This is a genomic window from Streptomyces sp. NPDC051214 (assembly GCF_040682375.1).
Classification (GTDB): domain Bacteria; phylum Actinomycetota; class Actinomycetes; order Streptomycetales; family Streptomycetaceae; genus Streptomyces.
In genome coordinates this window covers 512,170-538,292 of sequence record NZ_JBFBAT010000003.1, presented here as the reverse complement: position 1 = coordinate 538,292, position 26,123 = coordinate 512,170, and the positions used below count along the sequence as shown (strand labels likewise).

Here is a 26,123-nt window from a genome sequence, read left to right as displayed (position 1 = left end):
CTCCGCCCTCACCCCTCCACCCGCACACCTCACCCAGGGAGCGTCATGACCGGGACCATCGCCCTGCCCACCACCGACGACCTGCGTACCCGTGCCCACGCGAGTTTGCGGCGCATCGGCGTGAACGTCCCGGAGGGCGGCGACTTCCAGGCGCGTACGCCCATCACCGGCGAGGATCTCTTCGGCCTGGCCGTGTCGACCGCCGCCGATGCGGAGGATGCCGTCGCCGCCGCGCGCGAGGCGTTCCTCGTCTGGCGCACCACACCGGCCCCGCGCCGAGGTGAACTCGTGCACCGTCTGGGCGAGTTGCTGCGCGACCACAAGAGCGATCTGGCCGACCTGATCACGATCGAGGCGGGCAAGATCCGCTCCGAGGCGCTGGGCGAGGTCCAGGAGATGATCGACATCTGTGACTTCGCGGTCGGTCTCTCGCGCCAGCTCTACGGCCGCACCATCGCCTCCGAACGGCCCGGCCACCGGCTCGCCGAGACCTGGCATCCGCTGGGCGTGGTCGGAGTGATCTCCGCCTTCAACTTCCCCGCCGCGGTCTGGTCGTGGAACACCGCGGTGGCGTTGGCCTGCGGCGACACCGTCGTCTGGAAGCCCTCCGAGCTGACCCCGCTGATCTCACTGGCCTGCGACCGGCTCCTTGCGCGGGCCGCGGAGGAGACCGGCGCCCCGGCCGATGTGCACCGTCTTCTGCTCGGTGACCGCGCGGTGGGCGAGCGGCTCGTCGACGACCCGCGCGTCGCGCTCGTCAGCGCCACCGGGTCCACGCGCATGGGCCGCGAGGTCGGCCCGCGCGTGGCGGCACGGTTCGGGCGCAGCCTGCTGGAACTCGGCGGCAACAACGCCGCGGTGGTGGCGCCGTCGGCCGATCTCGATCTGGCGGTGCGCGGCATCGTCTTCGCGGCGGCGGGCACGGCGGGCCAGCGGTGCACCACGCTGCGCCGTCTCATCGTCCACCGCGACATCGCCGACACCCTCGTCGCGCGCCTGACGGCCGCGTACACCAAACTCCCCGTCGGTGACCCGTTCGACGAGAGCACCCTCGTCGGCCCGCTCATCTCCCCCGCCGCCCTCGACGGCATGCGGAATGCGCTCACCCGCGTACAGGCGCAAGGAGGCAAGGTCCTCGCCGGCGGCAACAGGCGACTGGCGGACGCGGCGCCGTCGGCCGCTTACGCGGAGCCGGTTCTCGTCCGCGTCGACGAACAGACCGACGTCGTACGCCAGGAGACCTTCGCGCCCATCCTGTACGTGCTCACGTACGACACCCTGGAGGAGGCCATCGCGCTGCACAACGACGTCCCGCAGGGGCTGTCCTCCAGCATCTTCACCCGCGACCAGCAGGAGGCCGAGCTCTTCCTGTCCAGCGAGGGCTCGGACTGCGGAATCGCCAACGTCAACATCGGTACGTCCGGCGCCGAGATCGGTGGTGCGTTCGGCGGCGAGAAGGAGACGGGCGGCGGCCGCGAGTCAGGCTCCGACGCCTGGCGGGCGTACATGCGGCCGGCCACCAACACCATCAACTACTCCGGCCACCTGGCTCTGGCCCAGAACGTCAGCTTCCTTTGACCGCAGGCTTTCAGGTGAGCCATCCCTCGATGCTTCGGTGGCGGCCGAGCTCCACGGCGGTGAACTCGTCCTCGCCGCCGGCCGCCACCGCGCCCAGCCGTCGCAGCGCCTGGGAGATGGGGCTGCCCGCGGGTGGGGAGGGGGTGTTCTCCGGCTCGTGGAGAGAGCCGAGGGTGAGGGTGCCGCCGTCCCAGACCACGGCAGTCTGCTCGCCCACGCCGCCGAAGTACTCGGCCTCCACATAGGCCACCGGTCCGGCAGTCGACCAGTCGGCGAGAGTCTTCGCGAATCTGTCCGACAGCCGCCAGAAACCCAGTACGCCATCGTCACCGCCGTCGCCGTCGCCGTCGCCGTCCGCGACGGAGTCGAGCAGAGCCTCGGTCATCGGCAGGAGCGACAGGCCCTGACCGATCGGAGCCAACCGCGCTGCCGGCAGATCCCGTGCCGCCGCGCGCAGCGCTTCGCCACCGATCGCCGCTTGCAGGTCGTATCCCATCCCAACGCCCCCTCCATGGACTGCATATAGCCGCATCCTGTCATCGCAGGGGTCGGGCCGAAGCGTCGGAACCCCCTGGTCAGGGAGCGAACGTGACGTCGGCGGAGACCGGGAGGTGGTCGCTGTCCGTGGCGGGCAGTGTCCGGACGCGGGTGACCGTCGCCGAGCGGGTCATGACGTGGTCGATCCGGGAGACGGGGAAGGAGGCCGGCCAGCTGAAGGCGAAGTCCCGGCCCGCCGAGTCCAGGCGCGTGAGGACCGGGTCGAGGCCGCGGTCGTCCACCGTGCCGTTGAGGTCGCCCAGCAGGATCATCTTCTCCAGCTTCTCGGCGGCCAGCGCCGCGCCCAGCAGGCCCGCGCTCTCGTCCCGGCGCCCGGAACTGAAGCCGCTCCACTGCACGCGCACCGAGGGCAGGTGGGCGACGTACACCGCGACAGCGCCCCACGGCGTACGCGCCGTCGCCCGCACCCCGCGGTTCCAGCCCTTTCCGACGTCCTGCGGCCTGATGTCCACCGCCCTGATGTCCGTCAGCGGATGCTTCGACCAGAGTCCGACCGTGCCCCGCACGGCCCGGTGCGGATACTCCGGCGCCAGTTCCCTCTCGTACACAGGCAGCGCGGCCGGTGTCACCTCCTCCAGGGCGATCAGGTCCGGCCCGGACTCGCTCAGGGCGCGTGCGGTGCCCGCGGGGTCGGCGTTCACGTCGCTGACGTTGTGCTGGACGGCCCTGATGTCGTGGGCACCTCCGCCGCCGCCCCCTCCAGCCGCGCGCCCGCCGAAGAGGAACCCCCACGCGGCCACGGGCAGGATCAGGGCGACCAGCGCCAGGGCGGAGCGGCGCAGCAGGGCCAGGACGAGCAGCAGGGGAACCGCCAGGCCGAGCCACGGCAGGAACGTCTCCAGGAGGCTGCCGATGCGCCCGACGGTGTTGGGCACCGCGGAGTGGAAGACCAGCACGGCGGCGGTCAGGGCGGCCGACGCGGCGAGAATCCGGCCGCGCGCCCAGGGCGACCGGCCGGTCGCGGCCTCTCCCCACCGCAGCCAGTCACCGCGCCCCAGCCTTTGCCACGGGCGCGCGCTCCGCGTTTGCGGCCCCGCCCCGCCGTCCACTCGCTCCACTCGGCGCTCCCGTCTCCCCCGCTCCCCGGCCGTGAGCGTCGCGTGGCCGGTAGGACGCCACCATCGGGTGATCAGGTTCCGGCCGCCGGATGCGGCCCACGCGGGCAAGGGGAACACTGGGGGACGCATGTCCGTACCGCGGGTGCGCACGCGCCCCGTCGAAGGGATCTGAAGTGGCCGACCTCTACGCCCTCGTCGGCGAGCACCTCGAGAAGGCACGCACCGCCGCACACGGGCGCAGCGCGGAGCTGCTCCTGCACGACGGTCCCCTGCGGCAGAGCCTGATCGTGCTCACCACCGGCACCGAGCTGAGCGAGCACGAGACGCCCACGGCCGCGACCCTGTTCGTCCTGCGCGGCCGAGTCGGACTCACCACGGGAAGCGACACCCTCGAACTGGGCGAGGGTGAGTTCGCGCCCATCCCGCACGAGCGCCACGGCCTGACCGCGCTGGACGACTCGGCCGTCGTGCTGACGGCCGTCACGGAGGTCTGAGCAGCCGGCTCCCAGGGGCTGACGCGCTACCGCGCTTCCGGGCCTTTGAGCCACTCCTCGACCGTGACGACCTCCGCCCACTGCGGGAAGAGCTTGCCGATCAGGACGTCGTGCACCTCGGGGTCCAGGTCGAGGCAGGCGTCCGACAGGACGGTGAGCCCGAGGTCGTGGTCATTGGCGTGACAGGCGGTGTGCAGCACCACTCCGCTGGTGGCGATGCCGGTGAGCACGAGGTGATCGATGTCGCGTGCCCTGAGCACCAGCTCCAGGTCGCTGCCCGAGAACGCACTCCCGCGCCGCTTGGTGATCACGGTGTCGCCCGGCTGCGGCGCGATGTCGGGGTGGATCTCGGCGCCGGGCCCCCCTTCGGCGTGCAGGCCCGCCCGCACCACGGCGGTCAGCGCCTTGTTCCGGTAACTGACGCCCGCAGGGCCCGGCCGTAACGCGATGGCCACGTAGATCACGGGGATGTCCGCCGCGCGGGCGCCGTCGATCGCCCTGCGCACCCGCGGCAGATACCCCGAGCCGTCGTCGGCGAGGTCCACGATCTCGCGCTGGACGTCCATCACGAGGAGTGCGCTGTTCGTCATGCTCGATGTCCCCTCCGCTCTCACGGCCGCGCCGCCACCGCGTCGACCTCGAACAGCATGCCCGGCAGCGCGAGCGAGGCCACACCGCTCAGCGTCTGCGCGGGGAGCCGGTCGCCGAAGCGGGCGTGCAGTGCCTTGCCCAGGATCTCCAGCTTTTCCAGGTCGTGGGCGACGATGAAGGTGCCGAGCCGGACCACGTGCTCGTATCCGAGGCCGACCCCCTCCAGGGCCGACAGCAGCCTGTCGAAGGCCAGGTCCACCTGCGTGGCGAAGTCGCCGGGCACCGGGGCGCCGGTGGCGTCGGAGGCGTACTGGCCGCCGATGAAGACCAGTTCGCCGGGCGCCGACACGGCGTGGCTGTAGCCGAACGGCGTCGGGTCGTGGAGCGTGTCCGGGTTGGTGATGGTGCGCTGATCTGTCGTCATGTCTGATCGAACTCCGGTCGGGGCCCGCCCATTCCGACGGAGCGCAGGCAAATCCGCGCCCGGTGCGATCATTGCGCGTGATGAATGCCGAGGAAGAGAGCGCCGAGCGGGAGCCCGCCGGGGACGGGTGGCCGGACGCACCGGGTGACACCGCCCTCACGATCAAGGTTCCCGAGGCCGACCCGCTGGTCCGGGCGGGGGTCCCGGCCCATGTGACGGTGCTCTACCCCTTCGTGCACGAGAGCCGCCTCGACGCCCCCGCCCGACGCGATCTCTCCGCTCTCTTCGCCCGGCACGATCCCTTCACCCTGGCCTTCGCCGAGTTCGCCCGCTATCCCGGTGTGCTCTACCTCGACCCGTGGCCGCACGCCCCGGTCACGGCCCTGGCCAAGGACCTCACCGGGCGCTGGCCGCAAGCCGTGCCCTACCGGGGGATATTCGACCCGCCGCTCGCCCCGCACCTGACGGTCGCCAACGACGAGGGCCCCGCGACCCAGGACGCCGCCTACGACGCCTTGCAGGCCGAACTGGAGCCCCTGCTACCGCTGACTTGCCGCGTCCAGGAGGTACACCTCATCGGCTTCGACGGCCTACGCTGGCGGGACCGCGCCGAGTACCGCCTCGGCCCCTGACCGCGGGGCCCCGGCCGCCCGAGATGCGGTCGCTCGTTTTGAGGGATATGCCTGATGCACCGGGATTGATTCCGCGACCTCGTGGACTCCGTGAAAGGGGCACCCGCCATGGACGACTACCCGCTGCTGAATCTGTTCCTGACGATGCTCTACCTCTTCCTGTGGATCATGTGGTTCTTCCTGCTGTTCAAGGTGATCACCGACCTGTTCCGCGACCACACGCTCAGCGGCTGGTGGAAGGCGGGCTGGCTCATCTTCGTCCTTGTCCTCCCGTTCCTCGGCGTCCTCGTGTACCTCATCGCGCGCGGCCGCAGCATGACCGATCGGGATGTGGCCCAGGCCAAGGAACAGGAGCAGGCGTTCCGCGCCTACGTACGCAAGGCGGCCGGCCCGGAACCGGGCGGCGGTCACGTCGACGAACTGGCGCGGCTCGCCGAGCTGAGGAAGAACGGCGACATCACCACCGAGGAGTACGAGAAGGCCAAGGGGAAGGTCCTGGCCTGAGCGGTGGGATGAGCGGTGGCATGAGCGGCTGACCGGCGCTACGCCTGTCGGCCGCCCACGCGCACGGGAAGCTTCTGCACGCTGTTGCCCACGAAGGAGGCGTGCCGGGGCAGTTCGGGCTCCGGGACGGCCAGGTCGAGGTCGGGGAAGCGGCCGAAGAGCTGCTCCAGGGCGATGGTGGCCTCCATGCGGGCCAGCGGGGCGCCCATGCAGAAGTGCGCGCCGTGGCCGAGGGACAGGTGGCGGGTGGCGGTGTTGTCGCGGGTGATGTCGAAGCGGTCGGCGTCGGGGCCGTGTGCCTGCTTGTCGCGGCCCGCGGCGGAGTAGCCGGCCAGCACGGGGGTGCCCTGGGGGATGACGGTGCCGTCGAGGGTGAGGTCCCGGGTCGGGTACCGGAAGGGGAAGTAGCTGACGGGGCTGTCCCAGCGCAGGGTCTCCTCCACCACGTCCGCCCAGCTCACCTTGCCGGCCTTGGCGAGGGCGAGCTGCTCAGGGTGGGTGCACAGGGCTCGTACGGCGTTGGTGATCAGGTTCAGTGTGGTCTCGTGCCCGGCGATGATGGTGAGCATCAGGGTGCCGAGCAGTTCGTGCGGGCTGAGCCGGTCGCCGTTCTCCTCGCGGGCCGCGATCAGGGCGGTGGTCAGGTCGTCGCCCGGGTTCGCGGCGCGTGCCGCGGCGACCGCGCCGAGCACCTCCACCATTTCCTTGTTGGCCGCCATCGCCTCTTGGGGGCCGATGTCGGTGGCGACGATCTGGTTCGACAGGTGGTGCAGGCGGTCGTGGTACTCGGCGTCCACGCCCAGGAGTTCGCAGATGACGCCCATCGGCAGGGGCAGCGCGAAGTGCTTGCGCAGGTCCGCCACGCCGTCACCCTCGGCGGCGGCCCGCGCCAGGCCGTCGAGCAGCTCGGTCGTCAGGGCCGTGATCCGCGGCTGCAGTTCCGCCACCCTGCGGGCGGTGAACGCCTTGCCCATCAGGGAGCGCAGCCTGCGGTGGTCGGTGCCGTCGGCGGTGGTCATGCCCTGCACCGTCGCGAAGGTCTTCAGCGGCCAGCCGTCGGGTATCTCCCCGGCCTGCAGCGCGGCGAAGTGCGCGGCGTTCTTGGCGACATCGGGATGCGCGAGGAATTCCTTGAGCGCGTCGTGGCCGAGGACCGCCATGCCCTGTACGTCACCGGGCAGGACCACCGGTGCGACGGCGCCGCGTGCGAGCAGCCGGGCGTTGTCCGCGTGCGGGCAGCCGCCGGAGGGGTCGAAGCGGTGCGGCTGGCTTGCTGCGGCGTCGGTGTTCACCGGTGACGTGTTCAACGGGCTCTCCTGGTCCAGGGGCGGGCTGCTGCGGGGTTTGCGGTGTGTCCGGTCAGAGCACGGCGTGCGGCTCCGGCGACGGGGCGGGGTGCTGCGAAAGGACCGGGGCGGTGAAGCGGACCGGCAGCGCGGCGAGTCCCTTGCTCCAGGGTGACTTGATCCACTCCAGGTCGGCCTGCGGGATGGCCAGTTCGAGGTCGGGCAGCCGGTGGCGGATCGTGTCCACGGCGGTACGGGTGATGAGCCGGGCCGGGTCCTGGGCGGGGCAGATGTGCGGGCCCGCGCCGAAGGCCAGGTGTGAGCGGTTGCCCACGACCGGGGTGCCGTCGTCGGGCAGGATCTGCGGGTCGGCGTTGGCGCCGGCCAGGCCGAGGATGAGCATGTCGCCGGTGCGGATGGACTGCCCGCCGAAGGTCATGTCGCGGGTGGCGTAGCGGGCGGGGAAGTTCTGCGTGGGCGGGAAGCGCCACAGGACCAGGTCGAGCGCGTCGTCCACGCTGAGGTGGCCGCCGGTGAGCGAGGAGCGGAACTGCGGGTCGCAGAGCAGGATGCGCAGGGTGGTGGCGATCCAGTTGACGGTGGTCTGGTTGCCCGCGACGAACATGACGACGAGGTTGTGCAGGACCTCTTCGTCGGTGAGCTGGGCCGGGTGGTGCAGCAGGGCGGATGTGATGTCGTTGCCGCGGCGGCGCCGCTTCTCCTCGATCAGCTGGAGGAGGATCGCGCCCATGCGCTTGCTGGCGTCGGCGGAGGCGCTGGTGGCGGCGACCGTTCCGGCGACGGCCTCCACCAGTTGCCGCCCGGTCGTGTCGTCCACGCCGAGCAGTGCGGTGATGACGCGCATCGGGAGCTTGCGGGCGTAGTCGGCGACCAGGTCGGCCTCGCTGCGCTCCGCGAACGACACGATCACCTGCTCGGCCTCGGCCCGTACCGTGCGGCGCAGTTCGTGGCCGTTGATCCCGGCGAGCGCGGCGGAGACGGCGGCGCGCATCCTGCGGTGCTGCTGTCCGTCGGCGAACAGCAGGGCGGGACGCCAGCCGACCATGGGCAGGATCGGTGAGTCGGCGGGGACCCGGCCTTCGCGCAGCAGGCTCCAGCGGCGCGGATCGTGCGAGAAGTCCTGCTCGTCGCGTGTCAGTTGGAGTAGTTCGCGGTGGCCGATGACGAGCCAGGCATCCACGCCGGGGGCGATGGTCACGGGTGCCACCGGCCCGTGGGCGCCGCGCAGTTGCTCGTAGAGGGCGGACATGGCGTCGCCGTCGAGGTGCGGTCCGTAGAGCGCGGTGGCCGGTGCCGGGGCTCCGGCGACCGGGCAGCGGGTCGGCGGCAGCCCGGCCGCGGCGTGGGGCGAGGTCATGGGGTCTCCGTGGCGAGGTGGATGAGGTGCTTGACGAGGGCGATCAGCGCCCGGACCGAGGACGCGGGGTCGCGTGCGTCGCAGGTCACCACGGGGGTGCCGGGGAGCAGGTCGAGGGCGGAGCGCAGGTCGTCGACGCTGTGCTGAGGGCTGCCGGGGAAGATGTTGACGGCCACCGCGAAGGGCAGTCCGAGGTCCTCCAGGTTGCCCAGGGCGTCGAAGGACGCCTCCAGGTCACGCGTGTCCACCAGGGCCAGAGCGCCGAGCGCGCCCTTGGCCAGGTCCCGCCACGCGGGCAGGAAGCGCTGCTGGCCGGGGGTGCCGAACAGGTAGAGCACCAGCTCACCGTCGATGGTCATCCGGCCGAAGTCCAGGGCCACGGTCGTGGTCGTCTTGCCGCCGGCCACGACAGTGTCCACACGGGCGCCCGCCTGGGTCATGACGGCCTCGGTGGACAGGGGTTTGATCTCCGAGACGGTGCCGATCAGGGTGGTCTTGCCGACCCCGAGCGGTCCGACGACCAGGATCTTGGCGGCGCCCGCGACGCTGGAGGTGAGGTACTTCCCTGACCCGGTCGGTCGCGGGGCTCCGGGCGCGGGGGACGGCGCGTCAGAGGCGGCTTTCGAGACCATGGAGGACCTTTCTGAGCATGGTCACATCGGTGTATTCGGCCGGGGGCACCGGCGGGCGGGTCACGATGAGCCCCCATTCGAGGAGATCGCAGAGCAACGCCTGGACGACCGAGGGAGGCTGGCCGATGTGGGCGGCCACCTCGGCCACCGAGAGGAGCCCCTGGCAGTGCGCCAGGATGGTCTGGTGCTCGGGCTGGAGCGACGCGGGGAACGCCGCGTCCGTCGCCATCACCAGGGACTCCCAGGCCAGCGCCTCGGTGTCGGCGGCCGCCCGCCCGCGAGTGATCACGTACGGGCGGATCGCCGAGGCCGTCGGCTCCTCCGGCCGGGGGTCCGTCATGACGCGGCGGTGGCCGGATCCCGCGGCTGGCTGCTCAGGTGCGAGCCGATCTTCACCACGAGCAGCTGCATCTGCTGGGCCACCAGGCCGACATCCGCCTGCAGATCGGTGGCGACCCCCAGGTGCGCGCCGACGCCGGCGTGGGTGAACAGCACGAACCCGTGGTCGGACTCCAGCATCAACTGCCGTACGCCCGCTCCGGAGCCGAAGAGCAGCGAGGTCGTGGACCGGCCCGTCATGGTCATCGCCGCGCAGGCGGCGGAGAGGGACTCGGCTTCGGCGACGCTCAGCTCGGACACCGGGCCCGAGAGGTTCTCGGCGGACGCGTGTCCGAGCCGCAGTCCGTCCTCGGACACCACCACGCTGTGCCGGACCCCGGGGATCTCGATCAGCGGGCGGAGCATCCAGCCCAGGTCGGGAAGGGGGGTGATGATTCCGGTCACTGCCGGCCTCCGTCTTGCTCGTCAGGGGTGGGGGGTTGGGTCGGGGGGTGTGCCTCGCGCGATTCCGGCTGGTCCGCGTCGAGGGCCGCGCGGCCACGCAGCGATCCGGAGACCACGCTGGCGATCGACGCGCGTGCCGCCTCGGGCGTCCAGGGGGTCGCGGGTGGAGCCGGAGGTGCCTGGTGGTGCTCCGGGACCGGCAGGCGGTGAGCGCCCGTGGCCGCCTGGCGGCGGTTGCGGCGCTTGGGCAGGCCGGCCGGCGTCTCGCGCTCGGGAGGTGCGGCCGGTGCGCTCCGGAAGGGCAACTCCGCGTGCTCGGCGGGGTCGTGCTGTTCGTGCGGCTCTTGCCGGGCGTGCTGGGCGTGCCGCGCGTGCTGGGCCTCGGCGAACTCGGCGGACGGCCCGCCGGGGGCCGTCGGCTGCCGTACGGGTATCGGGGCGGGCTCGGGCTCGGCGGGCTGCTGCGACGTCTGGCCGCCGAGGCGATGCGACCCCGTGAGCTGCGAAGGCGGCTCGGTCAGCAGGCGGAACGGCACGAACGTCACCGCACGCGTGCCGCCGTAGGCCGACGCCCCGCTCAGTTCCACGTTGAAGCCGAGTTCACGGCTCCAGCGGCCCACGCAGGCCAGCCCCAGGCGCGGCACCGCGCCGAGCCGTGCCAGGTCCTGGTCGTCGCGGAGCTGGCCCATCGCCCGGTGCAGGACGTCCGGGGGCATCCCAAGGCCGGCGTCGTCGATCTCCAGGACCGCGCCGGCTCCCACCTCGCGGATGGTGACGACGACTTGGGAGCGCGAGGGCGAGAACACCGTGGCGTTCTCCAGGAGTTCGGCGATGGCGTGCATCAGCCCTTCGACCGCGGGCGGCACGGCGTACAGCGTCTGGCCGCCGTGCACCTCGATCCGGCTGTACTCCACGATCCGCGACTGGGCGCCGCGTACGCAGTCGTAGAGCGAGACCGGCCGTGTCTCCCGACGGGCGGGCCAGATCCCGCACATCACGAGGAGCGTCTGGGCCTTACGGGTCATCTGCGCCGCCGCGTGGTCGGCCTTCATCACCTCGCCCATCAGATGCGGGTCGTCGATGGAGCGCTCGACCCGGTCGAGGACCTGCTGCTGCACGGTGGCCATCGCGTGCATGGTGCGGGCGACGGACTCGAAGGCGGCCTGCACGGAGTCGCGCAGGCCGCGCTCGCGGCGCACCGCCTCGTCCGACCCGAGGGCCACGGCGACGGCAGACAGGGCCCGCGAGAACTCCTCGCCGGTCTCCGTCGGCGCCGCCAACGGCCCCGGCACGCCCTCCAGTCGCTGCCCGGCGCGCACACGCTCCGCGATCGCCGGGAGCCGTACGCCGGCGAGGTGCGCGACCTCGGCCTCCCGGGCCGCGGCGAGCCGTTCCTGGCGGGCCCGGTCGGCCCGCTCGGCGGACAACTGCCGGACGAGCACCAGGACCCAGGCCAGCAGCAGCACCGCGACGGCGGCGCAGCCGCCGGCCAGGACCTGCCGCCACTGCGCCGCGGCGTCCAGTGCGGCGAGCACCGCGCCGGTGATCGCGAGGATCACGGCCATCAGCCAGACCACGGCCTCGCGGCCCACGGACCCGCGCTTGAGTCGGCTCACCACGGCTTACTTGCCCCGGCGATCGTGCACACCTTCACCACGACGAACGAACCCTCCCCGAACGCACCGAACTCCCTTACGAATGGGGAGCGAGGCGATCTTAGGTCAACTCGGCGTTTTTTGGCTGGCCGTTGAGGAAGCCGGGCTTCCGGCGCACGGGTTCACGCCGGGGCCCGGCCGGATTTACCGCTTGGCAAGGGGGCATTGGGCGAGCAGGGCCGCCGGGTCGGCGGTGTCCGGGCGCGGGACGGTGCGGCTGGCCGGGGGCTGCTCGCCGCCACCGGTCCAGGCCTCCATCGCCTCGAAGGCGGAGCGGTGGCAGGGCACCAGGGGCCGCAGTCGGTCGGGGTAGGTGTCGACGAGCGAATCGACGTGCGTGCCGTCCTCGATGCGGTAGTAGCGGAACAGGCCACCGCGGCCGGCGTCGCGCACCATCTTCGCGTAGACGTCCGAGTCCTTGGTGATGGGCAACTGGACGTCGAGAGTGCCGTGCACGGTGATCAGCGGTTTGCCGATGCGTCCGGTCAAGGCGATCTTCCGCACGGCCGCGTGGACTTCCCGTGGCCGGAACGCGTAGGTGTAGTCGGCGTCGCACGCCGGTGTTCCCGGTGCGCAGAAGGGAGTTCCGGCCTCGGTCGCGCCGTCGTATCCCGGGTCGAGCTCCTCGCGGTAGATCCGCTGCGTCACGTCCCAGTAGACCTGATGGTGATAGGGCCACAGGAACTCCGAACCGGCCGGGAACCCGGCCGCGACCATCTCCTGGTGGGCCTTGTCCGCTCCCTCGCCACCTGCCGCGTACGTCGGATAGGCGCGCAGCGCGGGCGGCAGGAAGTCGAGCAGGTTCGGCCCCTTGGCCCGCCACAGCGTGCCTTCCCAGTCCACTCCCCCGTCGTAGAGCTCGGGGTGGTTCTCCAACTGCCAGCGCACCAGATACCCGCCGTTCGACATGCCGGTGGCCAGCGTGCGCGCGGCGGGCCGGTGATACCGCTGCACGACCACCTTCTTCGCCGCGCGGGTGAGTTGGGTGACGCGCTCGTTCCATTCGGCGATCGCGTCGCCCGGCCGGGCACCGTCCCGGTGGAAGGCGGCGCCGGTGTTGCCCTTGTCGGTCGAGGCGAAGGCGTAGCCCCGGGAAAGCACCCAGTCGCCGATCGCCCGGTCGTTGGCGTACTGCTCACGGACGCCGGGTGTGCCGGCGACGACCAGGCCGCCGTTCCAGCGGTCGGGCAGGCGGATGACGAACTGCGCGTCGTGCTGCCAGCCGTGGTTGGTGTTGGTCGTCGAGCTGTCGGGGAAGTAGCCGTCGATCTGGATGCCGGGCACACCGCGCGGTGCCGGGAGCGCGGCGGGGGTCAGCCCCGCGTAGTCCGCCGGGTCGGTGTGACCCGAGGAGACGGTTCCCGCGGTGGTCAACTCGGCCAGGCAGGAGGTCTTCTGACGCTCGGCGCCCGGCACCTTCAGCTTCGCCGCCGACGCGCAGTGCCCTGGGCCGCCCCCGGTTGCTTCGGGTGGTCCGGCGGCGGCCGGGACCGCGGCGAGCGTGACGAGCAGCGCCGTCAGGGCAAGGGCGCCGCGGAACATGCGGGGCATGCGAGGCATGCGTCTGGGCGGATCTACGGCGGGCACGAGTTTCCTCCGGTGGGCGTGCAGGCTTACGGCGGCTGCGGGGAGCTGCGGTGGTGTCAGGGGCAGGTGCCGTCGGCGATGACGAAGTAGCCGGTCGGCGACTCCTTCAGGGTGTGCGTGACGGCGAGGTTGTAGAGGCCCATGTTCTGGTTCGAGCCCTTGGCGTAGGTGTAGCCGCCGCTGGTGGTGGCGCGTCCGGCCTGGACCTGCTGATAGTTGTTCGCGGTCCAGCACTTGGCCGCGGCGCCCGTGGTGGAGGCGTTGATTTGGGAGGACCGCGCCCCTTCCGTGCCGTCCGCGGCGCGGGCTGCCACGCTGTAGGTGTGGCTGCCGCCGGGGCTGAGGCCGGTGTCCGTGAACGGAGGGCCGGCCGGTGTGGCGACCCGGGTGCCGTCCCGGTACACGGCGTAGGAGGCGGCGTCGGGGACGCGGTTCCAGTTCAGGGTGACGGACGTGTCGGTCGCGCCGGTCGCGGCCAGACCGGCCGGGGCGGGCAGTCCGCCGGGGTCGGGGGCGGAGCCGTCCAGGCCGAAGAAGCCGGTGATCCAGTGACTGGAGCAGATGCAGTCGATGAAATGGGCCGTCCCGGTCGCCCCGCACTGCGTCGCGCCCGCCCCCGGGTCGACCGGGGTGCCGTGGCCGATGGAGGGCACCCGGTCGACCTCCACGGCGACGGTCCCGTCCACCCCGAGGTACTGCTCCCGGCGGGTCGAGTTGGGGCCGATGGTGGAGGTGCGGTCGGGGCTCTGGTCAAGGCCGTGGACGGCCGTCCACTGGTCACGCAGTTCGTCGGCGTTCTTCTTGGCGACGGTGGGGTCGTTGTCCCCGTGCCAGATCGCCACCCTCGGCCAGGGGCCGGTGTAGCCGGGGTTTGCGTCGCGCACGGCTCCGGCCCAGGCGGAGGGGGTCCGGTCGACGCCCGGGTTCATGCAGTTGTACGCGGACAGCACGTCGTCGGCGCAGCCGTACGGGAGGCCCGCGACGACGGCGCCGGCCTTGAACACGTCGGGGTAGGCGGCGAGTATCACCGACGTCATGGCTCCGCCTGCGGAAAGGCCGGTGGCGTAGGTCCGTTGGGGGTCGGCGCCGTACGCGGATGCGGCATGGGTGACCATCTGGCGGATCGAGGCGGCCTCGCCCTGGCCGCGTCGCGTGTCCCCGCTCTGGAACCAGTTGAAGCACTTGCTGCTGTTGTTGGCGGACGTCTGCTCGGGGAAGACGAGCAGGAAGCCGTGCTGGTCCGCGAACTTCGTCAGGCCCGCGTTGTCGGCGTAGAGCTGCGCGCTCTGGCTGCAGCCGTGCAGGGCCACCACCACGGCGGGGTCCGCCGCCAGGGCCGCAGGACGGTACACGTACATGTTCAGGCTGCCGGGGTTGGCGCCGAAGTTGCCGACCTTCTCCAGGGCGACGGCCGCCTGCGCCGAGGGTGCGGGCGCGATCACCGCCGCGGTCACGACCAGGCTTACCACCGCGGTCACGCGTCCCAGGGCCCGGCGCCACCTCCCCCTCGCCCTCGGTGTCGCGCGGGGAGGGTGCCCTGCGAACGGCTGCGGGGTGAGGCGTCTCTCGTACGACGGCATGGCGGCTCCCGACGGAGGGCTGCGCGGTCTCCGGGGCGGATCACGCGACCCCAGGGTTCGTCCACGCCGTCTGCTGCGGTCCTGGACGCTGGGGTGCGGGCAACCGTAGGAGCCACCGTGACCGGGGCAGAATGGCGGCGGACGCCACAAGGGCGTCAACTTCCGCTGGTGTCAGCCCTGTTGCCGTCCCGGCCGCTTCCGTGTTACGGGTGTCGCCCTGACCTGATGGCTGTGCAGGCCCTGGTTCAGTTCGCGCAGCACCGCCTCCAGCAAGCTGCGTGTCCCGCCCAGGGCAGAGTCCGTGCGCACGTCGGGAGCGGGCGGACGGGAGCCGCCTCCACCGGTCGTGGCCCGCGGCGTCACAGGCCCGTGTCGGAGCGGTCGGCCAGGGCGAGCCCGCGGTGGATGCGCTCCGCCCAGTTGTCGACCGCCTTCCAGTCCCGGTGGTCGCCGTACCGTCCGCCGCGTGTCCGGAAGGCCAGATGCCGCCACCGGGGCACGTGGTCGCGGTAGACGGCCCCCGCCAACATCTGGTGCTCCCAGGGCCGGATGAGCGAGCGGATGCCCGGCAGTTGCCTGGGCTCGGCGCGGCGACGCCCTGGCCACCGGCCCGCGTGGGGCGGCACGCCGACGCTGTAGAGCCACGTGGGATGCGTGGCCAAGGTGCTGGGATGGCTGCGGATGAAGTCGGTGGCCTGCGGGAGCCAGGCGCCGTTGTGCACCGCGCTGCCCAGCACGAACGCGTCGTAGCCTCCGGTCTTCTGCTCCGCCGCCAGCGGCACGATGACCGTGATGTGCCCGCACTCCGCGAGCCGGGTCGAGAGGCGTTCCGCGATGCCGTGGGTGGAGCCGTGCACCCCGGTGTAGCCGACCAGGATGTTCATGCCGCGGCTCCTCTGCTGCCGTCCGCGGCCGTCCGCTTTCCGAGACGTGACATCCAGGCTCTCCCACTGTCAGTTGAAAACAGCACAGAAAGGTAGAACGCCGAGGTCTGGGGCTTCCGTCACCATAGATCCGGTCCAGAACGTCGAACAGGCGTCTACCGGCCACAGTGGTCCTCCGCACCGACCGGAAGTCGACGTGGCCATGGGAGGCCGTACGGCCAAGCCGTGACGCGGCAGTACGACGATGCGGTGATGTGGGACCGCCGGGGGCGCGCCGGAGCTGGTGGCATGGGGGCGAGTGCGCCTCGCGGCCCGTCGGCCACGTTTGGCTCCGTCCCGCCCGGGAAATTGGCGTCTGCCCCACGACGGCACTGCCACCACGCCGTCCGCGCCACTGCCGTCCGCCGGCCCCTGGCCGACACCCGCTCCCGGCACGCCCCGACCGCAACGCGGAGGTGCGCACCATGACCCTGCAGCAGACCATCACCGCCGGCGTCGACGGCTCACCCGGGAGCCTGGGCGCCGCCGGCTGGGCCGCCCACGAAGCCCTGCGCCGTGACCTGCCCCTCCACCTCCTGCACGCCAGTGCCCCGCCGCCCGAGCGCAGCCGCCTGCCGGAGATCGACGCCCCCTACGACCGTGAGCGCGGCGCACTCGGCCGCGCCGTGCAGCATCTGTCCCACACCCATCCCACCCTGCGGATCCTCGACGAGCAGGTCACCGGGTCACCGGTGGGCGCGCTTCTCGCGGCGGCCAGTTCCTCGGCGCTGCTCGTGGTCGGCTCGCACGGCGCGGGCGCGATCACCGGGGCGCTGGTCGGTTCGGTCGCGCAGTCCGTCGCGGCTCGCGCCTCCTGCCCCACCGCTCTGGTGGGAGCGCGGCACCACACCGAGAACACCTACCAGGGTCCGCTGGGCGACGCGGAGCATCCGGTCGTGCTCGGCATCGACCTGGCCCGCCCCGGCGACGAACTCCTGGAGTACGCCTTCGACGCGGCGGCCTCCCGCCGGGTACCGCTGCACGTCGTGCACGTCTGGACCGCCCCCCTGGTCCCCTCGGCCGACGCCATCGACCCCATGCCGGAGAAGGTGCAGCAGCTGGCGGCCGAACTCGCGCCCTGGCGGCAGAAGTTCCCCCGGACGCAGGTCACCGAACGGCTCGTGCACGGCCTGGCGGGCCACCACTTGGTCAAGGCGGCCTCGACGGCCTGCCTGCTGGTCATCGGCCGCCGTGTCCCCGTCGGGCCGCACCTGGGACGGTCCGCGCACGCGGCGATCCACCACGCCAAATGCCCGGTCGTCGTCGTGCCGCACTACTGAGGGATCTTCCGCCGCGGGTGACTCACCCGCGGCGGAGGATGTCAGGGCCGCCGATTACCGCTGCGATCACCGGATGGCTGAAGAAGACGCATGGGGCCCGCTGGCCTTCGTCACCCGGCGGGCACGGAGTGTGCTGGGACTCGTGGACGAGGCGGCGGGCACGGTCGTCCGCGTGCTGGCGGGCGTGGTGCTCGACCGCATCGACCTGGACGCCCTCGTGTCCCGCGTCGACGTGAACCGGATCGCCGACCGGATCGACGTGGGGCGGATCGCCGCACGGGTCGACGTGAACAGCGTCGCGGACCGGGTCGACGTACGGCGGGTCGCCGCCCGGGTGGACGTGGAGAGCATCGCCGACCGGATCGACGTGAATCGCGTGGCCGACCGTGTCGACGTCGACCGCGTCGCGGAGCGGGTCGACGCGGACCGGATCGCCGACCGGATCGATGTCGACCGGGTCGCGGGCCGGGTCGACGTCGACGCGGTGATCGTGCGGGTCGATCTGGTGGGGCTCACCCGTGACGTGCTGTCAGAGATAGATCTCGGGCGGGTCGTCCGCGACACCGGGGGCGGGATGGCCGCGGAGACCGCCGACGCGGTGCGGCTGCTCGGCCGGCGCGGCGACCGGGGCGTCAACCGGCTCAGTGACCGGCTGCTCGGGCGTACGGGGCCGCCGCGGGCCAACGGCGCCGGCCCGCCACCGGAGCGCGGGCGGTGACCGAGCAGCGGGCCGGGGCCGAGCCCGAGCACGCCGGGCTCGTCACGCGCGGGGTCGCGGCGATCCTCGACGTGCTGGTCCTGGCCGCCGTCGGCTTCACGGTGCAGGCGGGCGCGGGATGTGTGCGTCTACTGCTCCTCGGGCCGCCGTTCCGGTTCCCCGACCTTCCCGGCTGGCTCACCGGCCTCTCGGGCTGGACCCTGGCCGTCCTGTACTTCGGCTGCGCGTGGTCCGCCATCGGGCGCACGGCGGGGGACCACCTGATGGGGCTGCGCGTCACCGACCGCGCCGGCGCGCTGCTCGGGCTGCCCCGGTCCCTGGTGCGTGCGGCGCTGTGTGTGACGTTCCCGCTGGGGCTGTACTGGGTGCCGCTCAGCAGACGCCGCGCGTCCGTCCAGGATCTGCTGGTCGCCAGCACGGTGCGCTACGACCGGCTCTGACCGCCGCCCGCGAGGCGGTCCACGCGGCCCTCACCCGTGCCGGGTGGGGGCCGCGTTCCGGGGCAGCATGGTGGCGGCCCACAATCCGCCGAGCCCGATGACGGCGAGGACCACGAGAGCCACGGCGTACGGTCCCGCGGCCGGATCCGCGACGAGGATGGTGCCCGCGATCGCGGTGCCCACCGACGAACCGAGGTTGGACACGCTGCGCGAGAGCCCGGATATCTCGCCCTGCTGGTCCTCGGGGAAGGCCGACTGCACCACATTGACCGAGGGCGTCAGCATCACCCCCATCCCCAGCCCGATCAGCAGCAGCCCGGGGACGAAGTGCCAGGCACTCGGCTCTCCTCGGGACATGGCGAGCAGCACCCCGATGCCGCACACCGTCAGGGCGAACCCGGCCATCACGAGCGTGCGTTGCTCGCGCCGCTTGGCCAGGCGCGCGGCGCCGAGCGAGGACACGAGCAGACCCATGGTGGAGGCGCTGAAGATCACGCCGGTGCTGATCGCGTCGTACCCGCGGACGACCTGGAGGTACGCGGCCACCACGAACGACACCCCCATGAGCATCAGCCACTGGGTGTGCTGGGTGATCAGGCCGAGGTTGGAGGGACGGTTGTGGAACAGCCCGGTGCGCAACAGCGGTTGGGACCCGGCGCGTTCCTTCGCCCGCACCCAGAGGAAGAAGGCCACCAGGACCAGCACGCCGACCAGCAGCAGGCCGCCCATCAGCCAGCCGTTCTCGTCGGCGGCGAGGATGCCCATGACGACGAGCACCAGACCGGTGGCCGAGAGCACCGCTCCTCCCGTGTCGAAGACACGCTCGGGGTCCGGCGGGAGCGGGTCGTCGATGCGGCGGGCCAGCACGATGATCACCGCGACCACCAGGGCCTGGAAGACGAACGCCGCTCGCCAGCTGATCGCCGAGGTGATGAGCCCGCCGATCAGCGGCCCGGCGGCGGCGCCGATGCCGCCCATCGCCATGATCGTCCCGAAGGCACGGGCGCGGTCGGTCACGTTCGTGAACAGGAGCGTGGTGAGGATGTAGACGGGCGGGATGAGCAGGGCGGTTCCGACGCCCTCCAGGATCGAGTTGCCCAGGATGAGGACGCCGAGGCCGGGCGACAAAGCACTGAGGAGTGCGCCGATGCCGTACACGGTGAGGCCGACGAGGAGACACCGCTTGCGGCCGTAACGGTCGGTCAGGATGCCGCCCGGAATCATCAGTGCCGCCATGACCAGCAGGAAAATGGTGATGGCGGTCTGCACGCCCTGCACCGTCGTGTCCAGGTCCTCGCTGATGTCCTGGATCATGACCGTCATGTTCGAGCCCGCGAAGCTGCAGACGAACTGCGCCAGGGCCAGCGGCGCAAGGACCTGACGGGGCCCAGGGCGCTTTGGCTGCCGGGCATGTGATCCCTCAGGGGTGGACGGCACGGTCATCGCCTCGCCTCCCGTTGCCTCCCGTGGACGGGTGCCTCCCGTTGGCGGGTCGGCGTCGGCCAGCCTCGTGGGCGGCCCGCCCCACGGCGTCACCCTCGGAGGGTGACGACCGGGGGCACCGGTCGGGGGCAACACTCAGGGCAACGCGGTGCAACCGGCACCCTCGGTACGGAGGTTCTGTCATGACCGCCTCGACGACTCAGCACCATCCCCCCAGCACCAAACAGACGGCGGCCGCCGGGCTGACCATCTTCGCGGGGGTGCTGTTGTTCCTCTCCGGGTCCCTGGACTTCTGCCGGGGTCTGATGGCCGTCCTGGAGGACGACATCTTCCTGCGCACCCCCGGTTACACCTTCGAGTTCGACCTGACGAGCTGGGGCTGGATCCACATGGCCATCGGCACCATCGCCGTGGTCGTCGCCTTCGGCCTGTTCGTGGCCGCGACCTGGGCCAGGATCACGGGCATCGGCATCACCTCGCTGATGATCATCGCCAGCTTCCTGTCCCTCCCCTACCACCCCATCTGGTCCATCACGTTGATCGCGATGGACGGCTTCATCATCTGGGCCCTGTGCGTGGTGGAGAAGGACAGCGTGTACTGACCGGAGTGGCCCATGAGTGACGGACGGGCGCACCAGGGCGCCGGACAGAGGTGAGGGACCGGTGCGTGTGCGCGGGACGCCACCAGGGGTCAGGACCCTGCGGACCTACCGCAGGGAGTGGTTGCTCAAGGACGTGGTCGCGGGCATCGTGCTGAGCACGTTGCTCGTGCCACAGGGGATGGCGTACGCCGAACTGGCCGGCCTGCCGCCGATCACCGGTCTCTACACCTCGGTGCTGTGTCTGCTCGCGTACGCCGTCGCAGGTCCCTCGCGCGTCCTGGTGCTCGGCCCCGACTCCTCGCTCGGCCCGATGATCGCCGCGACGGTCCTGCCCCTGCTCGCCGCGGACGGGGACAGCGGGCGCGCGGTCGCGCTCGCCTCGGTGCTCGCCCTGATGGTCGGCGCGATCACGCTGCTCGCGGGGGTGGCGCGGCTCGGTTTCGTCGCCGACCTCATCTCCAGGCCCACCATGATCGGCTACATGAACGGCCTGGCCCTGACCATCCTCATCGGGCAGTTGCCCAAGCTGTTCGGCTTCTCCGTCGACGCCGACGGACTCGTCGGTGAGGTGGAGGGCTTCGTCCGGGGGGTGGCCGAGGGGGCGACGGAGCCGGCCGCCCTCGCGGTCGGCGGCGGCTGCATCCTCGTCATCCTGCTGCTGCAGCGTTGGATGCCGAAGGTCCCGGCCGTCCTCGTCATGGTCGTGCTGGCCATCACCGTCTCCGTCGTCCTCGACCTGGACGAGCACGGCGTGAAGACCATCGGCAGACTTCCCGAGGGGCTGCCCCCGTTCACGCTCCCGCACATCGGGTGGACGGACCTGGGCCCGCTGTTCGTCGGTGCGCTGGGCATCGCCCTGGTGTCCCTGGCCGACACCATCTCCAACGCGTCCGCCTTCGCGGCCCGTACCGGCCAGGAGGTGCGCGGCAACGACGAGATGATCGCGATCGGCACGGCGAACATGGCCGCGGGCCTCTTTCAGGGCTTCCCCGTGAGCACCAGCGGCTCCCGTACGGCGGTGGCCGAGCGGGCCGGGGCCAAGACGCAGCTCACCGGGCTCGTCGGCGCGGGTCTCATCGTCCTCATGCTCGTGCTGCTGCCGGGGCTCTTCCGCGATCTGCCGCAGCCCGCGCTCGCCGCCGTGGTCATCACGGCCTCGCTGTCGCTGGCCGACCTCGCGGGCACCCAGCGGCTGTGGCGTCAGCGCAAGGCGGAGTTCTGGCTCTGCATCGCGGCGTTCCTCGGGGTGGCGCTGCTGGGTGTCCTGCCGGGGATCGCGGTCGCGGTGGGCCTGTCCATCCTGAACGTCTTCCGGCGCGCGTGGTGGCCCTACAGCACCGTCCTCGGGCGCGTGCCCCATCTGGAGGGCTATCACGACGTACGGTCGCACCCGACCGCCCGACGGCTGCCGGGCCTGGTGATCTTCCGCTTCGACGCCCCGCTGTTCTTCGCCAACGCCAAGTCGTTCCGCGAAGAGGTTCTGCGGTACGCCCAGGCCGCACCGGCCACGCGGCGCGTGCTGATCGCCGCGGAACCGGTGACGGACGTGGACACCACCGCGGCGGACGTCTTGGAGGAGCTGGACGCGGCTCTGCGGGAGCGGGGCGTGGACCTGGTCTTCGCCGAGCTGAAGGACCCGGTACGGCGCAAGGTCGAGCGTTACGGCCTGGGCCGTACCTTCCACGCGTACCGCTTCTACCCCACTGTGGAGGCCGCCGTGGAGGCGTTCCGCACGGAGAACGGCACGGACTGGGCCCCGGCAGAGCCGCCCGCCGACGACGGGAGCTGATGCAGGTCAGCTCGCCGGGACGACCGAGAGCAGGTGCGTGCCCCAGGGCGGCACGTCGACATAGAGGCCGTCCACCGCCAGTTCCGCCCCCGAGCGCTCGTACCGCTCGGCGTCGAGGAGCCCGACCAACTCGTGCGCCCCCTGGCCCAGATCGCTCCAGGGCAGCCGGACGCGTGCCTGTGCCGGGTGCTCCGAGAGGTTGACCACCGTCAGGAACCTGCCCGACTCGCCGGTCCAGGACGAGGCGATCAGGTCACGGCCCGAGTCGTTGTCGGGCCAGCCGTCGGCGTCCAGGAGGCGCCACTGCCCCGTCCGCATGCCGCTGCGGTGCACACTCGAGAGCAGCCGCTCGTAGAACGCCTTCAGGGAAGGGTCCGCCGGCTCGTCGGGACGGCGGTCGAGGAAGACCGGCAAGTGGACCCGGCGCCCGGTGAACTGGCCCTCGTGCCACAGCGTCGCGCCGGGCAGCGTGGCGATCAGAACGGCCGCCGCCCGCTCCTTGGCCAGGGGCAGGGTCCGGGCGGCCCGCGGCTCGTCGTGGTTCTCCAGGAACCGGACGAGTCCGCGCTGGTACTGCTCGTCGGCCCGCAGATGCGCCCTGACCGACTCGGCGCTCTCGTTCAGCACCCGGTCGTACAGACGCTTGTCGTAGCAGAAGTCGAACCCCTGCTGCTGCAGCGCCCATTCGAGGTCCCAGTACGCCTCCGCGGCGAAGACCATGTGAGGGTGACGGCGGCGCACGGCGCTCACGACCTCGGGCCAGAAGTCCTCCTGCGGCACGGGCCCCGCCCGCTCGCCCCACGTCCGCGCGAACACGTCGTTCATCAGGAGCATCGCCATGTCGCAGCGCACCCCGTCGCAGACCCCGCCGATGTTCTCGAGCACCTCCGCGGTCGCCCGCCGCAGGGCGGGGGCGAAGGCGTTCAGCTGCACCACGTCCGGCCAGGGCGGGAAGAACGGGTCGCGGCCCCGGGCGAGCACGGCGCTCCCGGTGTCGAGGAACCCGGCCGGGTCGCTCAGGGCGTCCTGCGCGTCCCCCTGCACGAAGTACTCGGGGTGCTCCGTGACCCAAGGGCTGTCCGGGGCCACGTGGTTGGGCACGTAGTCAAGCAGCAGGCCGACTCCCCTGCGGTCGAGTTCGGTGCGGGCCGCGGCCAGCCCCGCGGGGCCGCCGAGCGCCGCGTCGACCTCGTAGCGGCGGATGCAGTACGGCGATCCGGCGATGTCCTCCTCGCCGATGTCCGGGACGGCCGAGGTGAACGCGCCGCGCAGCGCCGGGTCCTCGAGGGCGATGGCGCGCCCTCGCGGACTGCGCTCCCACACCCCCATCAGCCAGACGGCGTCGACCCCGGCGGGCGTGATCTCGTCCCAGACCTCCTTGGGCACGTCCGCCAGATCGGCCGGAGCGCCGGTGCGCCCGGCGGTTTCCCGCAGCCATACGCGGGTGTTGACCTCGTGCACGACGGGCTGCGCGGGCAACTGGGTCATGGGTTCTGCCTCCTCGCGGGACCGGAGCGGAAGTCGTCCGGTCCCAGCGCGCCGAAGATCTTCATCAGGGCCGCGACCAGACCGGTCCAGCCCGTCTGGTGCGAGGCGCCGAGTCCCGCGCCGTTGTCGCCGTGGAAGTACTCGTAGAAGGAGATCAGGTCACGCCAGTGCGGGTCGTCGGCGAACTTCTGCTGGCCTCCGTACACGGGCCGCCGGCCGTCCTCGCCGCGCACGAAGATCCGGGTGAGGCGGGAGCAGATGTCCTCGGCGACCTCGTACAGATTCTTCTGGATTCCCGATCCGGTGGGGCACTCGACGGTGAAGTCGTCGCCGTAGAAGCCGTACAGGTTGATCAGCCCGCGGATGACCAGGGCGTTCATCGGCATCCAGACCGGGCCGCGCCAGTTGGAGTTGCCCCCGAACATGCCGGTGTCGGACTCGGCGGGCAGATAGGAGACCTTGTACTCCTCGCCGTGCACCCAGAACGTGTAGGGGTGTTCGGCGTGGTGGCGGGAGAGCGCCCTGATCCCGTACGGGCTCAGGAACTCGTCCTCCGACAGGAGCCGGGCGAGCACCCGCACGAGCTTCTTCTCGTCCAGGACGGACAGCAGCCGTGGACCGCCCGCCGTGCCGGCCTGCGCCGAGGTCAGCGTCACCGAAAGCGAGGGGTGGCGCTCGGCGAACCGCCGCAACCGGTCACCGAGACCGGTAAGGCCCTCCAACTGGTCCGGCCGGAAGACGGTCGACGCGCACAGCGGCAACAGCCCCACCATGGAGCGGACCTTCAGTTGGACCGCCTCCCCGCCGGGCAGCCGCAGCACGTCGTAGAAGAAGCCGTCCTCCTCGTCCCACAGCTCGTCGTGGAGGTCGCCGACCCGGTCCATGGAGGCGGCGATCCACATGTAGTGCTCGACGAACTTCAGGACCAGTTCCTCGTATGCCTCGTTGTGTTCGGCCAGTTCCAGCGCGATCTGCAGCATCGACTGGCAGTACAGCGCCATCCACGCGGTGCCGTCCGCCTGCTCCAGGGTGCCTCCGGTGGGCAGGGGGGCGCTGCGGTCGAAGACGCCGATGTTGTCGAGGCCGAGGAAGCCGCCCTGGAAGATGTTGCGGCCGCCGGGGTCCTTGCGGTTGACCCACCAGGTGAAGTTCGTGAGGAGCTTTTGGAAGGTGCGTTCGAGGAAGGCCCGGTCGGCCTGGCCGGTCGTGCCCTTCTCCACCGTGTAGACGAAGTACGCGGCCCAGGCGTGCACGGGCGGGTTGACGTCGCCGAAGTTCCACTCGTACGCGGGGATCTGGCCGTTGGGGTGCAAGTAGGCGTCGCGCAGCAGCAGTTCGAGCTGCTCCTTGGCGAAGCCGATGTCGACGACCGACAGGCCCACGGCGTGGAAGGCCAGGTCCCAGGCGGCGAACCAGGGGTACTCCCACTTGTCCGGCATGGAGACGATGTCGTCGCTCACCATGTGGAACCACTCGCCGTTGCGCAGCCCCGGCCGCGGCGGACTCCACGGGGTCATGTCGTGCTCGCTCAGCCACTTCTCCAGGTCGAAGGCGTAGTACTGCTTGGACCAGAGCATGCCGGCCAGGGCCTGGCGCAGCACGCGTGCCTCGTCCTCGCTCGCCCGCTCGGGCGTCAACTCGCCGTAGAACGCGTCGGCTTCGGCGATGCGGTCGGTGAAGACGGTGTCGAAGCCTCGCGACAGGGAGAGCTTCGCGTCCACCGGGCCGAGACGCAGCCGCAGCGTCTGGGATCCTCCCGCGGGAACACTGAGGATGTGGTGGGCGGCGGCCTTCGTGCCTTCCCGCGCCGGGTTGACGGCGCTCTCCTCCCCCTCGACGACGTACCGGCCGATCGAGTCCTTGACGTAGGGGGAGGCGTTGGGCGAGCCGAAGAGGCGTTCGTTGTCCGTCTCGTTCTCCGTGAACAGCAGCGGAACCTCGTCGGCGCACCGCAGGGCGTAGCTGCCGAGCTCGGGGTGGTCGGCCCGGATCGTCGGGTGCGGCCCGTCGAGGGCCCGCAGCCGTGGCCCGCCCCGCTCGTCGCGCTGATCGCCCCAGGACCAGGTGTTGCGGAACCACAGGGTGGGCAGCACGTGCAGGGTCGCCTCGTCGGGGCCCCGGTTGTCGACGGTGATCCGCATCAGGATGTCGTCGTGGTCCGCCTTGGCGTACTCCACCGTGACGTCGAAGTACCGGTTGTCGTCGAACACTCCGGTGTCCATGAGCTCGTACTCGAACTCCTGGCGCGTGCGGTCCCGGTTGACGGACACGAGGTCGTTGTACGGGAACTCCGCCTGCGGATACTTGTAGAGGTACCGCAGGTAGGAGTGGCTGGGGGTGCTGTCGAGGTAGAAGTAGTACTCCTTGACGTCCTCCCCGTGATTGCCCTCGCCGTTGGTGAGACCGAAGGCGCGCTCCTTGAGGATCGGGTCGCGGCCGTTCCACAGGGCGAGGGCCAGACACAGGCGCTGCTTGTCGTCGCAGATGCCGCCGAGGCCGTCCTCGCCCCACCGGTAGGCCCGTGAACGCGCGTGGTCGTGCGGGAAGTAGGACCAGGCGTCGCCGCCGGGGCTGTAGTCCTCGCGCACCGTGCCCCATTGCCGTTCGCTCAGATACGGGCCCCACAGGCGCGACCGTGCGCTGCCGTCACCGATCGCTCCGATCCGCCCGGCGTGCGTCCGCGTCTTCATGCGCGTCTCC

25 protein-coding genes are annotated in these 26,123 nt (G+C 71.6%); 9 read left to right on the top strand and 16 right to left on the bottom strand.

What is annotated here, in order from left to right:
* The first annotated feature begins 45 nt into the window (after positions 1-45).
* Positions 46-1,578 carry an aldehyde dehydrogenase family protein gene (locus AB0M70_RS10340; protein ID WP_365818429.1) on the top strand — a complete coding sequence of 511 codons (1,533 nt, stop codon included), beginning with the start codon at positions 46-48 and terminating at the stop codon, positions 1,576-1,578.
* Positions 1,579-1,588: 10 nt separating this feature from the next.
* On the opposite strand, the gene AB0M70_RS10335 is transcribed toward AB0M70_RS10340, so the two are convergent.
* Both AB0M70_RS10335 and AB0M70_RS10330 read right to left on the bottom strand, forming a co-directional pair.
* Positions 1,589-2,074: a hypothetical protein gene (locus AB0M70_RS10335; protein WP_365818427.1), complete on the bottom strand. Its 486-nt coding sequence runs from the start codon at positions 2,072-2,074 to the stop codon at positions 1,589-1,591.
* 79 nt (positions 2,075-2,153) lie between these two features.
* A complete protein-coding gene (locus AB0M70_RS10330) occupies positions 2,154-3,134 on the bottom strand; it encodes an endonuclease/exonuclease/phosphatase family protein (RefSeq protein ID WP_365818789.1) in 981 nt (326 codons plus the stop codon).
* A gap of 233 nt (positions 3,135-3,367) precedes the next feature.
* Here AB0M70_RS10330 and AB0M70_RS10325 point away from each other — a divergent pair, with 233 nt between their 5' ends.
* Positions 3,368-3,688: a cupin gene (locus tag AB0M70_RS10325; protein WP_365818426.1), complete on the top strand. Its 321-nt coding sequence runs from the start codon at positions 3,368-3,370 to the stop codon at positions 3,686-3,688.
* A gap of 26 nt (positions 3,689-3,714) precedes the next feature.
* Here the strand turns inward: AB0M70_RS10325 and AB0M70_RS10320 are convergent, their stop codons facing one another.
* Both AB0M70_RS10320 and AB0M70_RS10315 read right to left on the bottom strand, forming a co-directional pair.
* Entirely contained in the window at positions 3,715-4,278 is a 564-nt protein-coding gene (locus tag AB0M70_RS10320; protein ID WP_365818424.1) for a cysteine hydrolase, read from the bottom strand.
* 20 nt (positions 4,279-4,298) lie between these two features.
* Positions 4,299-4,703, bottom strand: a complete 405-nt coding sequence (locus AB0M70_RS10315; protein ID WP_365818422.1) for a RidA family protein — start codon at positions 4,701-4,703, stop codon at positions 4,299-4,301.
* 80 nt (positions 4,704-4,783) lie between these two features.
* Between AB0M70_RS10315 and AB0M70_RS10310 the strand changes: the two genes are divergently transcribed.
* Both AB0M70_RS10310 and AB0M70_RS10305 read left to right on the top strand, forming a co-directional pair.
* Positions 4,784-5,335, top strand: a complete 552-nt coding sequence (locus tag AB0M70_RS10310) for a 2'-5' RNA ligase family protein (protein ID WP_365818420.1) — start codon at positions 4,784-4,786, stop codon at positions 5,333-5,335.
* Positions 5,336-5,443: 108 nt separating this feature from the next.
* Positions 5,444-5,839, top strand: coding sequence for an SHOCT domain-containing protein (locus tag AB0M70_RS10305; RefSeq protein WP_365818418.1), 396 nt, complete (start codon positions 5,444-5,446; stop codon positions 5,837-5,839).
* A 38-nt stretch (positions 5,840-5,877) separates the two neighbouring features.
* Here AB0M70_RS10305 and AB0M70_RS10300 read toward each other — a convergent pair whose 3' ends face one another.
* The 9 genes from AB0M70_RS10300 to AB0M70_RS10260 all read right to left on the bottom strand — a co-directional run bounded on the left by AB0M70_RS10300 (position 5,878) and on the right by AB0M70_RS10260 (position 15,624).
* Positions 5,878-7,146, bottom strand: coding sequence for a cytochrome P450 (locus AB0M70_RS10300; protein WP_365818416.1), 1,269 nt, complete (start codon positions 7,144-7,146; stop codon positions 5,878-5,880).
* A gap of 52 nt (positions 7,147-7,198) precedes the next feature.
* Entirely contained in the window at positions 7,199-8,503 is a 1,305-nt protein-coding gene (locus tag AB0M70_RS10295; RefSeq protein WP_365818414.1) for a cytochrome P450, read from the bottom strand.
* Entirely contained in the window at positions 8,500-9,135 is a 636-nt protein-coding gene (locus AB0M70_RS10290; protein ID WP_365818412.1) for an ATP/GTP-binding protein, read from the bottom strand. The genes AB0M70_RS10295 and AB0M70_RS10290 overlap by 4 nt, the downstream gene beginning before the upstream one ends.
* Positions 9,113-9,475, bottom strand: coding sequence for a DUF742 domain-containing protein (locus AB0M70_RS10285; protein WP_363205855.1), 363 nt, complete (start codon positions 9,473-9,475; stop codon positions 9,113-9,115). The genes AB0M70_RS10290 and AB0M70_RS10285 overlap by 23 nt, the downstream gene beginning before the upstream one ends.
* Complete coding sequence (locus tag AB0M70_RS10280; RefSeq protein ID WP_363205856.1) at positions 9,472-9,918, bottom strand: roadblock/LC7 domain-containing protein; 447 nt, start codon at positions 9,916-9,918, stop codon at positions 9,472-9,474. The genes AB0M70_RS10285 and AB0M70_RS10280 overlap by 4 nt, the downstream gene beginning before the upstream one ends.
* Entirely contained in the window at positions 9,915-11,483 is a 1,569-nt protein-coding gene (locus AB0M70_RS10275; RefSeq protein WP_365818787.1) for an ATP-binding protein, read from the bottom strand. Before AB0M70_RS10275 ends, AB0M70_RS10280 begins: the two co-directional genes overlap by 4 nt.
* A gap of 234 nt (positions 11,484-11,717) precedes the next feature.
* Positions 11,718-13,124 (bottom strand): 3-hydroxybutyrate oligomer hydrolase family protein, encoded by a 1,407-nt coding sequence (locus AB0M70_RS10270; protein ID WP_365818409.1) that lies wholly within the window; start codon positions 13,122-13,124, stop codon positions 11,718-11,720.
* 92 nt (positions 13,125-13,216) lie between these two features.
* Complete coding sequence (locus AB0M70_RS10265; protein WP_365818407.1) at positions 13,217-14,740, bottom strand: PHB depolymerase family esterase; 1,524 nt, start codon at positions 14,738-14,740, stop codon at positions 13,217-13,219.
* Positions 14,741-15,099: 359 nt separating this feature from the next.
* Positions 15,100-15,624 carry a flavodoxin domain-containing protein gene (locus tag AB0M70_RS10260; RefSeq protein WP_365818405.1) on the bottom strand — a complete coding sequence of 175 codons (525 nt, stop codon included), beginning with the start codon at positions 15,622-15,624 and terminating at the stop codon, positions 15,100-15,102.
* Positions 15,625-16,088: 464 nt separating this feature from the next.
* On the opposite strand from AB0M70_RS10260, the gene AB0M70_RS10255 reads away from it, so the two are divergent.
* The 3 genes from AB0M70_RS10255 to AB0M70_RS10245 all read left to right on the top strand — a co-directional run bounded on the left by AB0M70_RS10255 (position 16,089) and on the right by AB0M70_RS10245 (position 18,101).
* Positions 16,089-16,943, top strand: coding sequence for a universal stress protein (locus tag AB0M70_RS10255; protein WP_365818403.1), 855 nt, complete (start codon positions 16,089-16,091; stop codon positions 16,941-16,943).
* A 73-nt stretch (positions 16,944-17,016) separates the two neighbouring features.
* Positions 17,017-17,661: a hypothetical protein gene (locus AB0M70_RS10250; RefSeq protein ID WP_365818401.1), complete on the top strand. Its 645-nt coding sequence runs from the start codon at positions 17,017-17,019 to the stop codon at positions 17,659-17,661.
* Positions 17,658-18,101: an RDD family protein gene (locus AB0M70_RS10245; protein ID WP_365818399.1), complete on the top strand. Its 444-nt coding sequence runs from the start codon at positions 17,658-17,660 to the stop codon at positions 18,099-18,101. Before AB0M70_RS10250 ends, AB0M70_RS10245 begins: the two co-directional genes overlap by 4 nt.
* 30 nt (positions 18,102-18,131) lie before the next feature.
* Here the strand turns inward: AB0M70_RS10245 and AB0M70_RS10240 are convergent, their stop codons facing one another.
* Complete coding sequence (locus AB0M70_RS10240; RefSeq protein ID WP_365818397.1) at positions 18,132-19,544, bottom strand: MFS transporter; 1,413 nt, start codon at positions 19,542-19,544, stop codon at positions 18,132-18,134.
* Between the two features lie 182 nt (positions 19,545-19,726).
* Here AB0M70_RS10240 and AB0M70_RS10235 point away from each other — a divergent pair, with 182 nt between their 5' ends.
* Positions 19,727-20,146, top strand: coding sequence for a hypothetical protein (locus AB0M70_RS10235; RefSeq protein WP_365818395.1), 420 nt, complete (start codon positions 19,727-19,729; stop codon positions 20,144-20,146).
* A gap of 67 nt (positions 20,147-20,213) precedes the next feature.
* Positions 20,214-21,935, top strand: a complete 1,722-nt coding sequence (gene sulP, locus AB0M70_RS10230) for a sulfate permease (RefSeq protein ID WP_365818785.1) — start codon at positions 20,214-20,216, stop codon at positions 21,933-21,935.
* Positions 21,936-21,941: 6 nt separating this feature from the next.
* On the opposite strand, the gene AB0M70_RS10225 is transcribed toward sulP, so the two are convergent.
* Together AB0M70_RS10225 and AB0M70_RS10220 are read right to left on the bottom strand one after the other, a co-directional pair.
* Complete coding sequence (locus AB0M70_RS10225) at positions 21,942-23,423, bottom strand: alpha-amylase (protein WP_365818393.1); 1,482 nt, start codon at positions 23,421-23,423, stop codon at positions 21,942-21,944.
* A complete protein-coding gene (locus AB0M70_RS10220) occupies positions 23,420-26,113 on the bottom strand; it encodes a glucosidase (RefSeq protein ID WP_365818391.1) in 2,694 nt (897 codons plus the stop codon). The genes AB0M70_RS10225 and AB0M70_RS10220 overlap by 4 nt, the downstream gene beginning before the upstream one ends.
* Positions 26,114-26,123: the final 10 nt, after the last annotated feature.

Excerpts from the sequence above, each read along its gene's own strand:
- AB0M70_RS10340 (WP_365818429.1), top strand. The coding sequence starts at position 46 with ATGACCGGGACCATCGCCCTGCCCACCACCGACGACCTGCGTACCCGT.
- AB0M70_RS10335 (WP_365818427.1), bottom strand. The coding sequence starts at position 2,074 with ATGGGATACGACCTGCAAGCGGCGATCGGTGGCGAAGCGCTGCGCGCG.
- AB0M70_RS10320 (WP_365818424.1), bottom strand. The coding sequence starts at position 4,278 with ATGACGAACAGCGCACTCCTCGTGATGGACGTCCAGCGCGAGATCGTG.
- AB0M70_RS10315 (WP_365818422.1), bottom strand. The coding sequence starts at position 4,703 with ATGACGACAGATCAGCGCACCATCACCAACCCGGACACGCTCCACGAC.
- AB0M70_RS10310 (WP_365818420.1), top strand. The coding sequence starts at position 4,784 with ATGAATGCCGAGGAAGAGAGCGCCGAGCGGGAGCCCGCCGGGGACGGG.
- AB0M70_RS10305 (WP_365818418.1), top strand. The coding sequence starts at position 5,444 with ATGGACGACTACCCGCTGCTGAATCTGTTCCTGACGATGCTCTACCTC.
- AB0M70_RS10295 (WP_365818414.1), bottom strand. The coding sequence starts at position 8,503 with ATGACCTCGCCCCACGCCGCGGCCGGGCTGCCGCCGACCCGCTGCCCG.
- AB0M70_RS10290 (WP_365818412.1), bottom strand. The coding sequence starts at position 9,135 with ATGGTCTCGAAAGCCGCCTCTGACGCGCCGTCCCCCGCGCCCGGAGCC.
- AB0M70_RS10285 (WP_363205855.1), bottom strand. The coding sequence starts at position 9,475 with ATGACGGACCCCCGGCCGGAGGAGCCGACGGCCTCGGCGATCCGCCCG.
- AB0M70_RS10275 (WP_365818787.1), bottom strand. The coding sequence starts at position 11,483 with ATGGCCGTGATCCTCGCGATCACCGGCGCGGTGCTCGCCGCACTGGAC.
- AB0M70_RS10270 (WP_365818409.1), bottom strand. The coding sequence starts at position 13,124 with ATGCCCCGCATGTTCCGCGGCGCCCTTGCCCTGACGGCGCTGCTCGTC.
- AB0M70_RS10265 (WP_365818407.1), bottom strand. The coding sequence starts at position 14,740 with ATGCCGTCGTACGAGAGACGCCTCACCCCGCAGCCGTTCGCAGGGCAC.
- AB0M70_RS10260 (WP_365818405.1), bottom strand. The coding sequence starts at position 15,624 with ATGAACATCCTGGTCGGCTACACCGGGGTGCACGGCTCCACCCACGGC.
- AB0M70_RS10255 (WP_365818403.1), top strand. The coding sequence starts at position 16,089 with ATGACCCTGCAGCAGACCATCACCGCCGGCGTCGACGGCTCACCCGGG.
- AB0M70_RS10250 (WP_365818401.1), top strand. The coding sequence starts at position 17,017 with ATGGCTGAAGAAGACGCATGGGGCCCGCTGGCCTTCGTCACCCGGCGG.
- AB0M70_RS10240 (WP_365818397.1), bottom strand. The coding sequence starts at position 19,544 with ATGACCGTGCCGTCCACCCCTGAGGGATCACATGCCCGGCAGCCAAAG.
- AB0M70_RS10235 (WP_365818395.1), top strand. The coding sequence starts at position 19,727 with ATGACCGCCTCGACGACTCAGCACCATCCCCCCAGCACCAAACAGACG.
- AB0M70_RS10225 (WP_365818393.1), bottom strand. The coding sequence starts at position 23,423 with ATGACCCAGTTGCCCGCGCAGCCCGTCGTGCACGAGGTCAACACCCGC.
- AB0M70_RS10220 (WP_365818391.1), bottom strand. The coding sequence starts at position 26,113 with ATGAAGACGCGGACGCACGCCGGGCGGATCGGAGCGATCGGTGACGGC.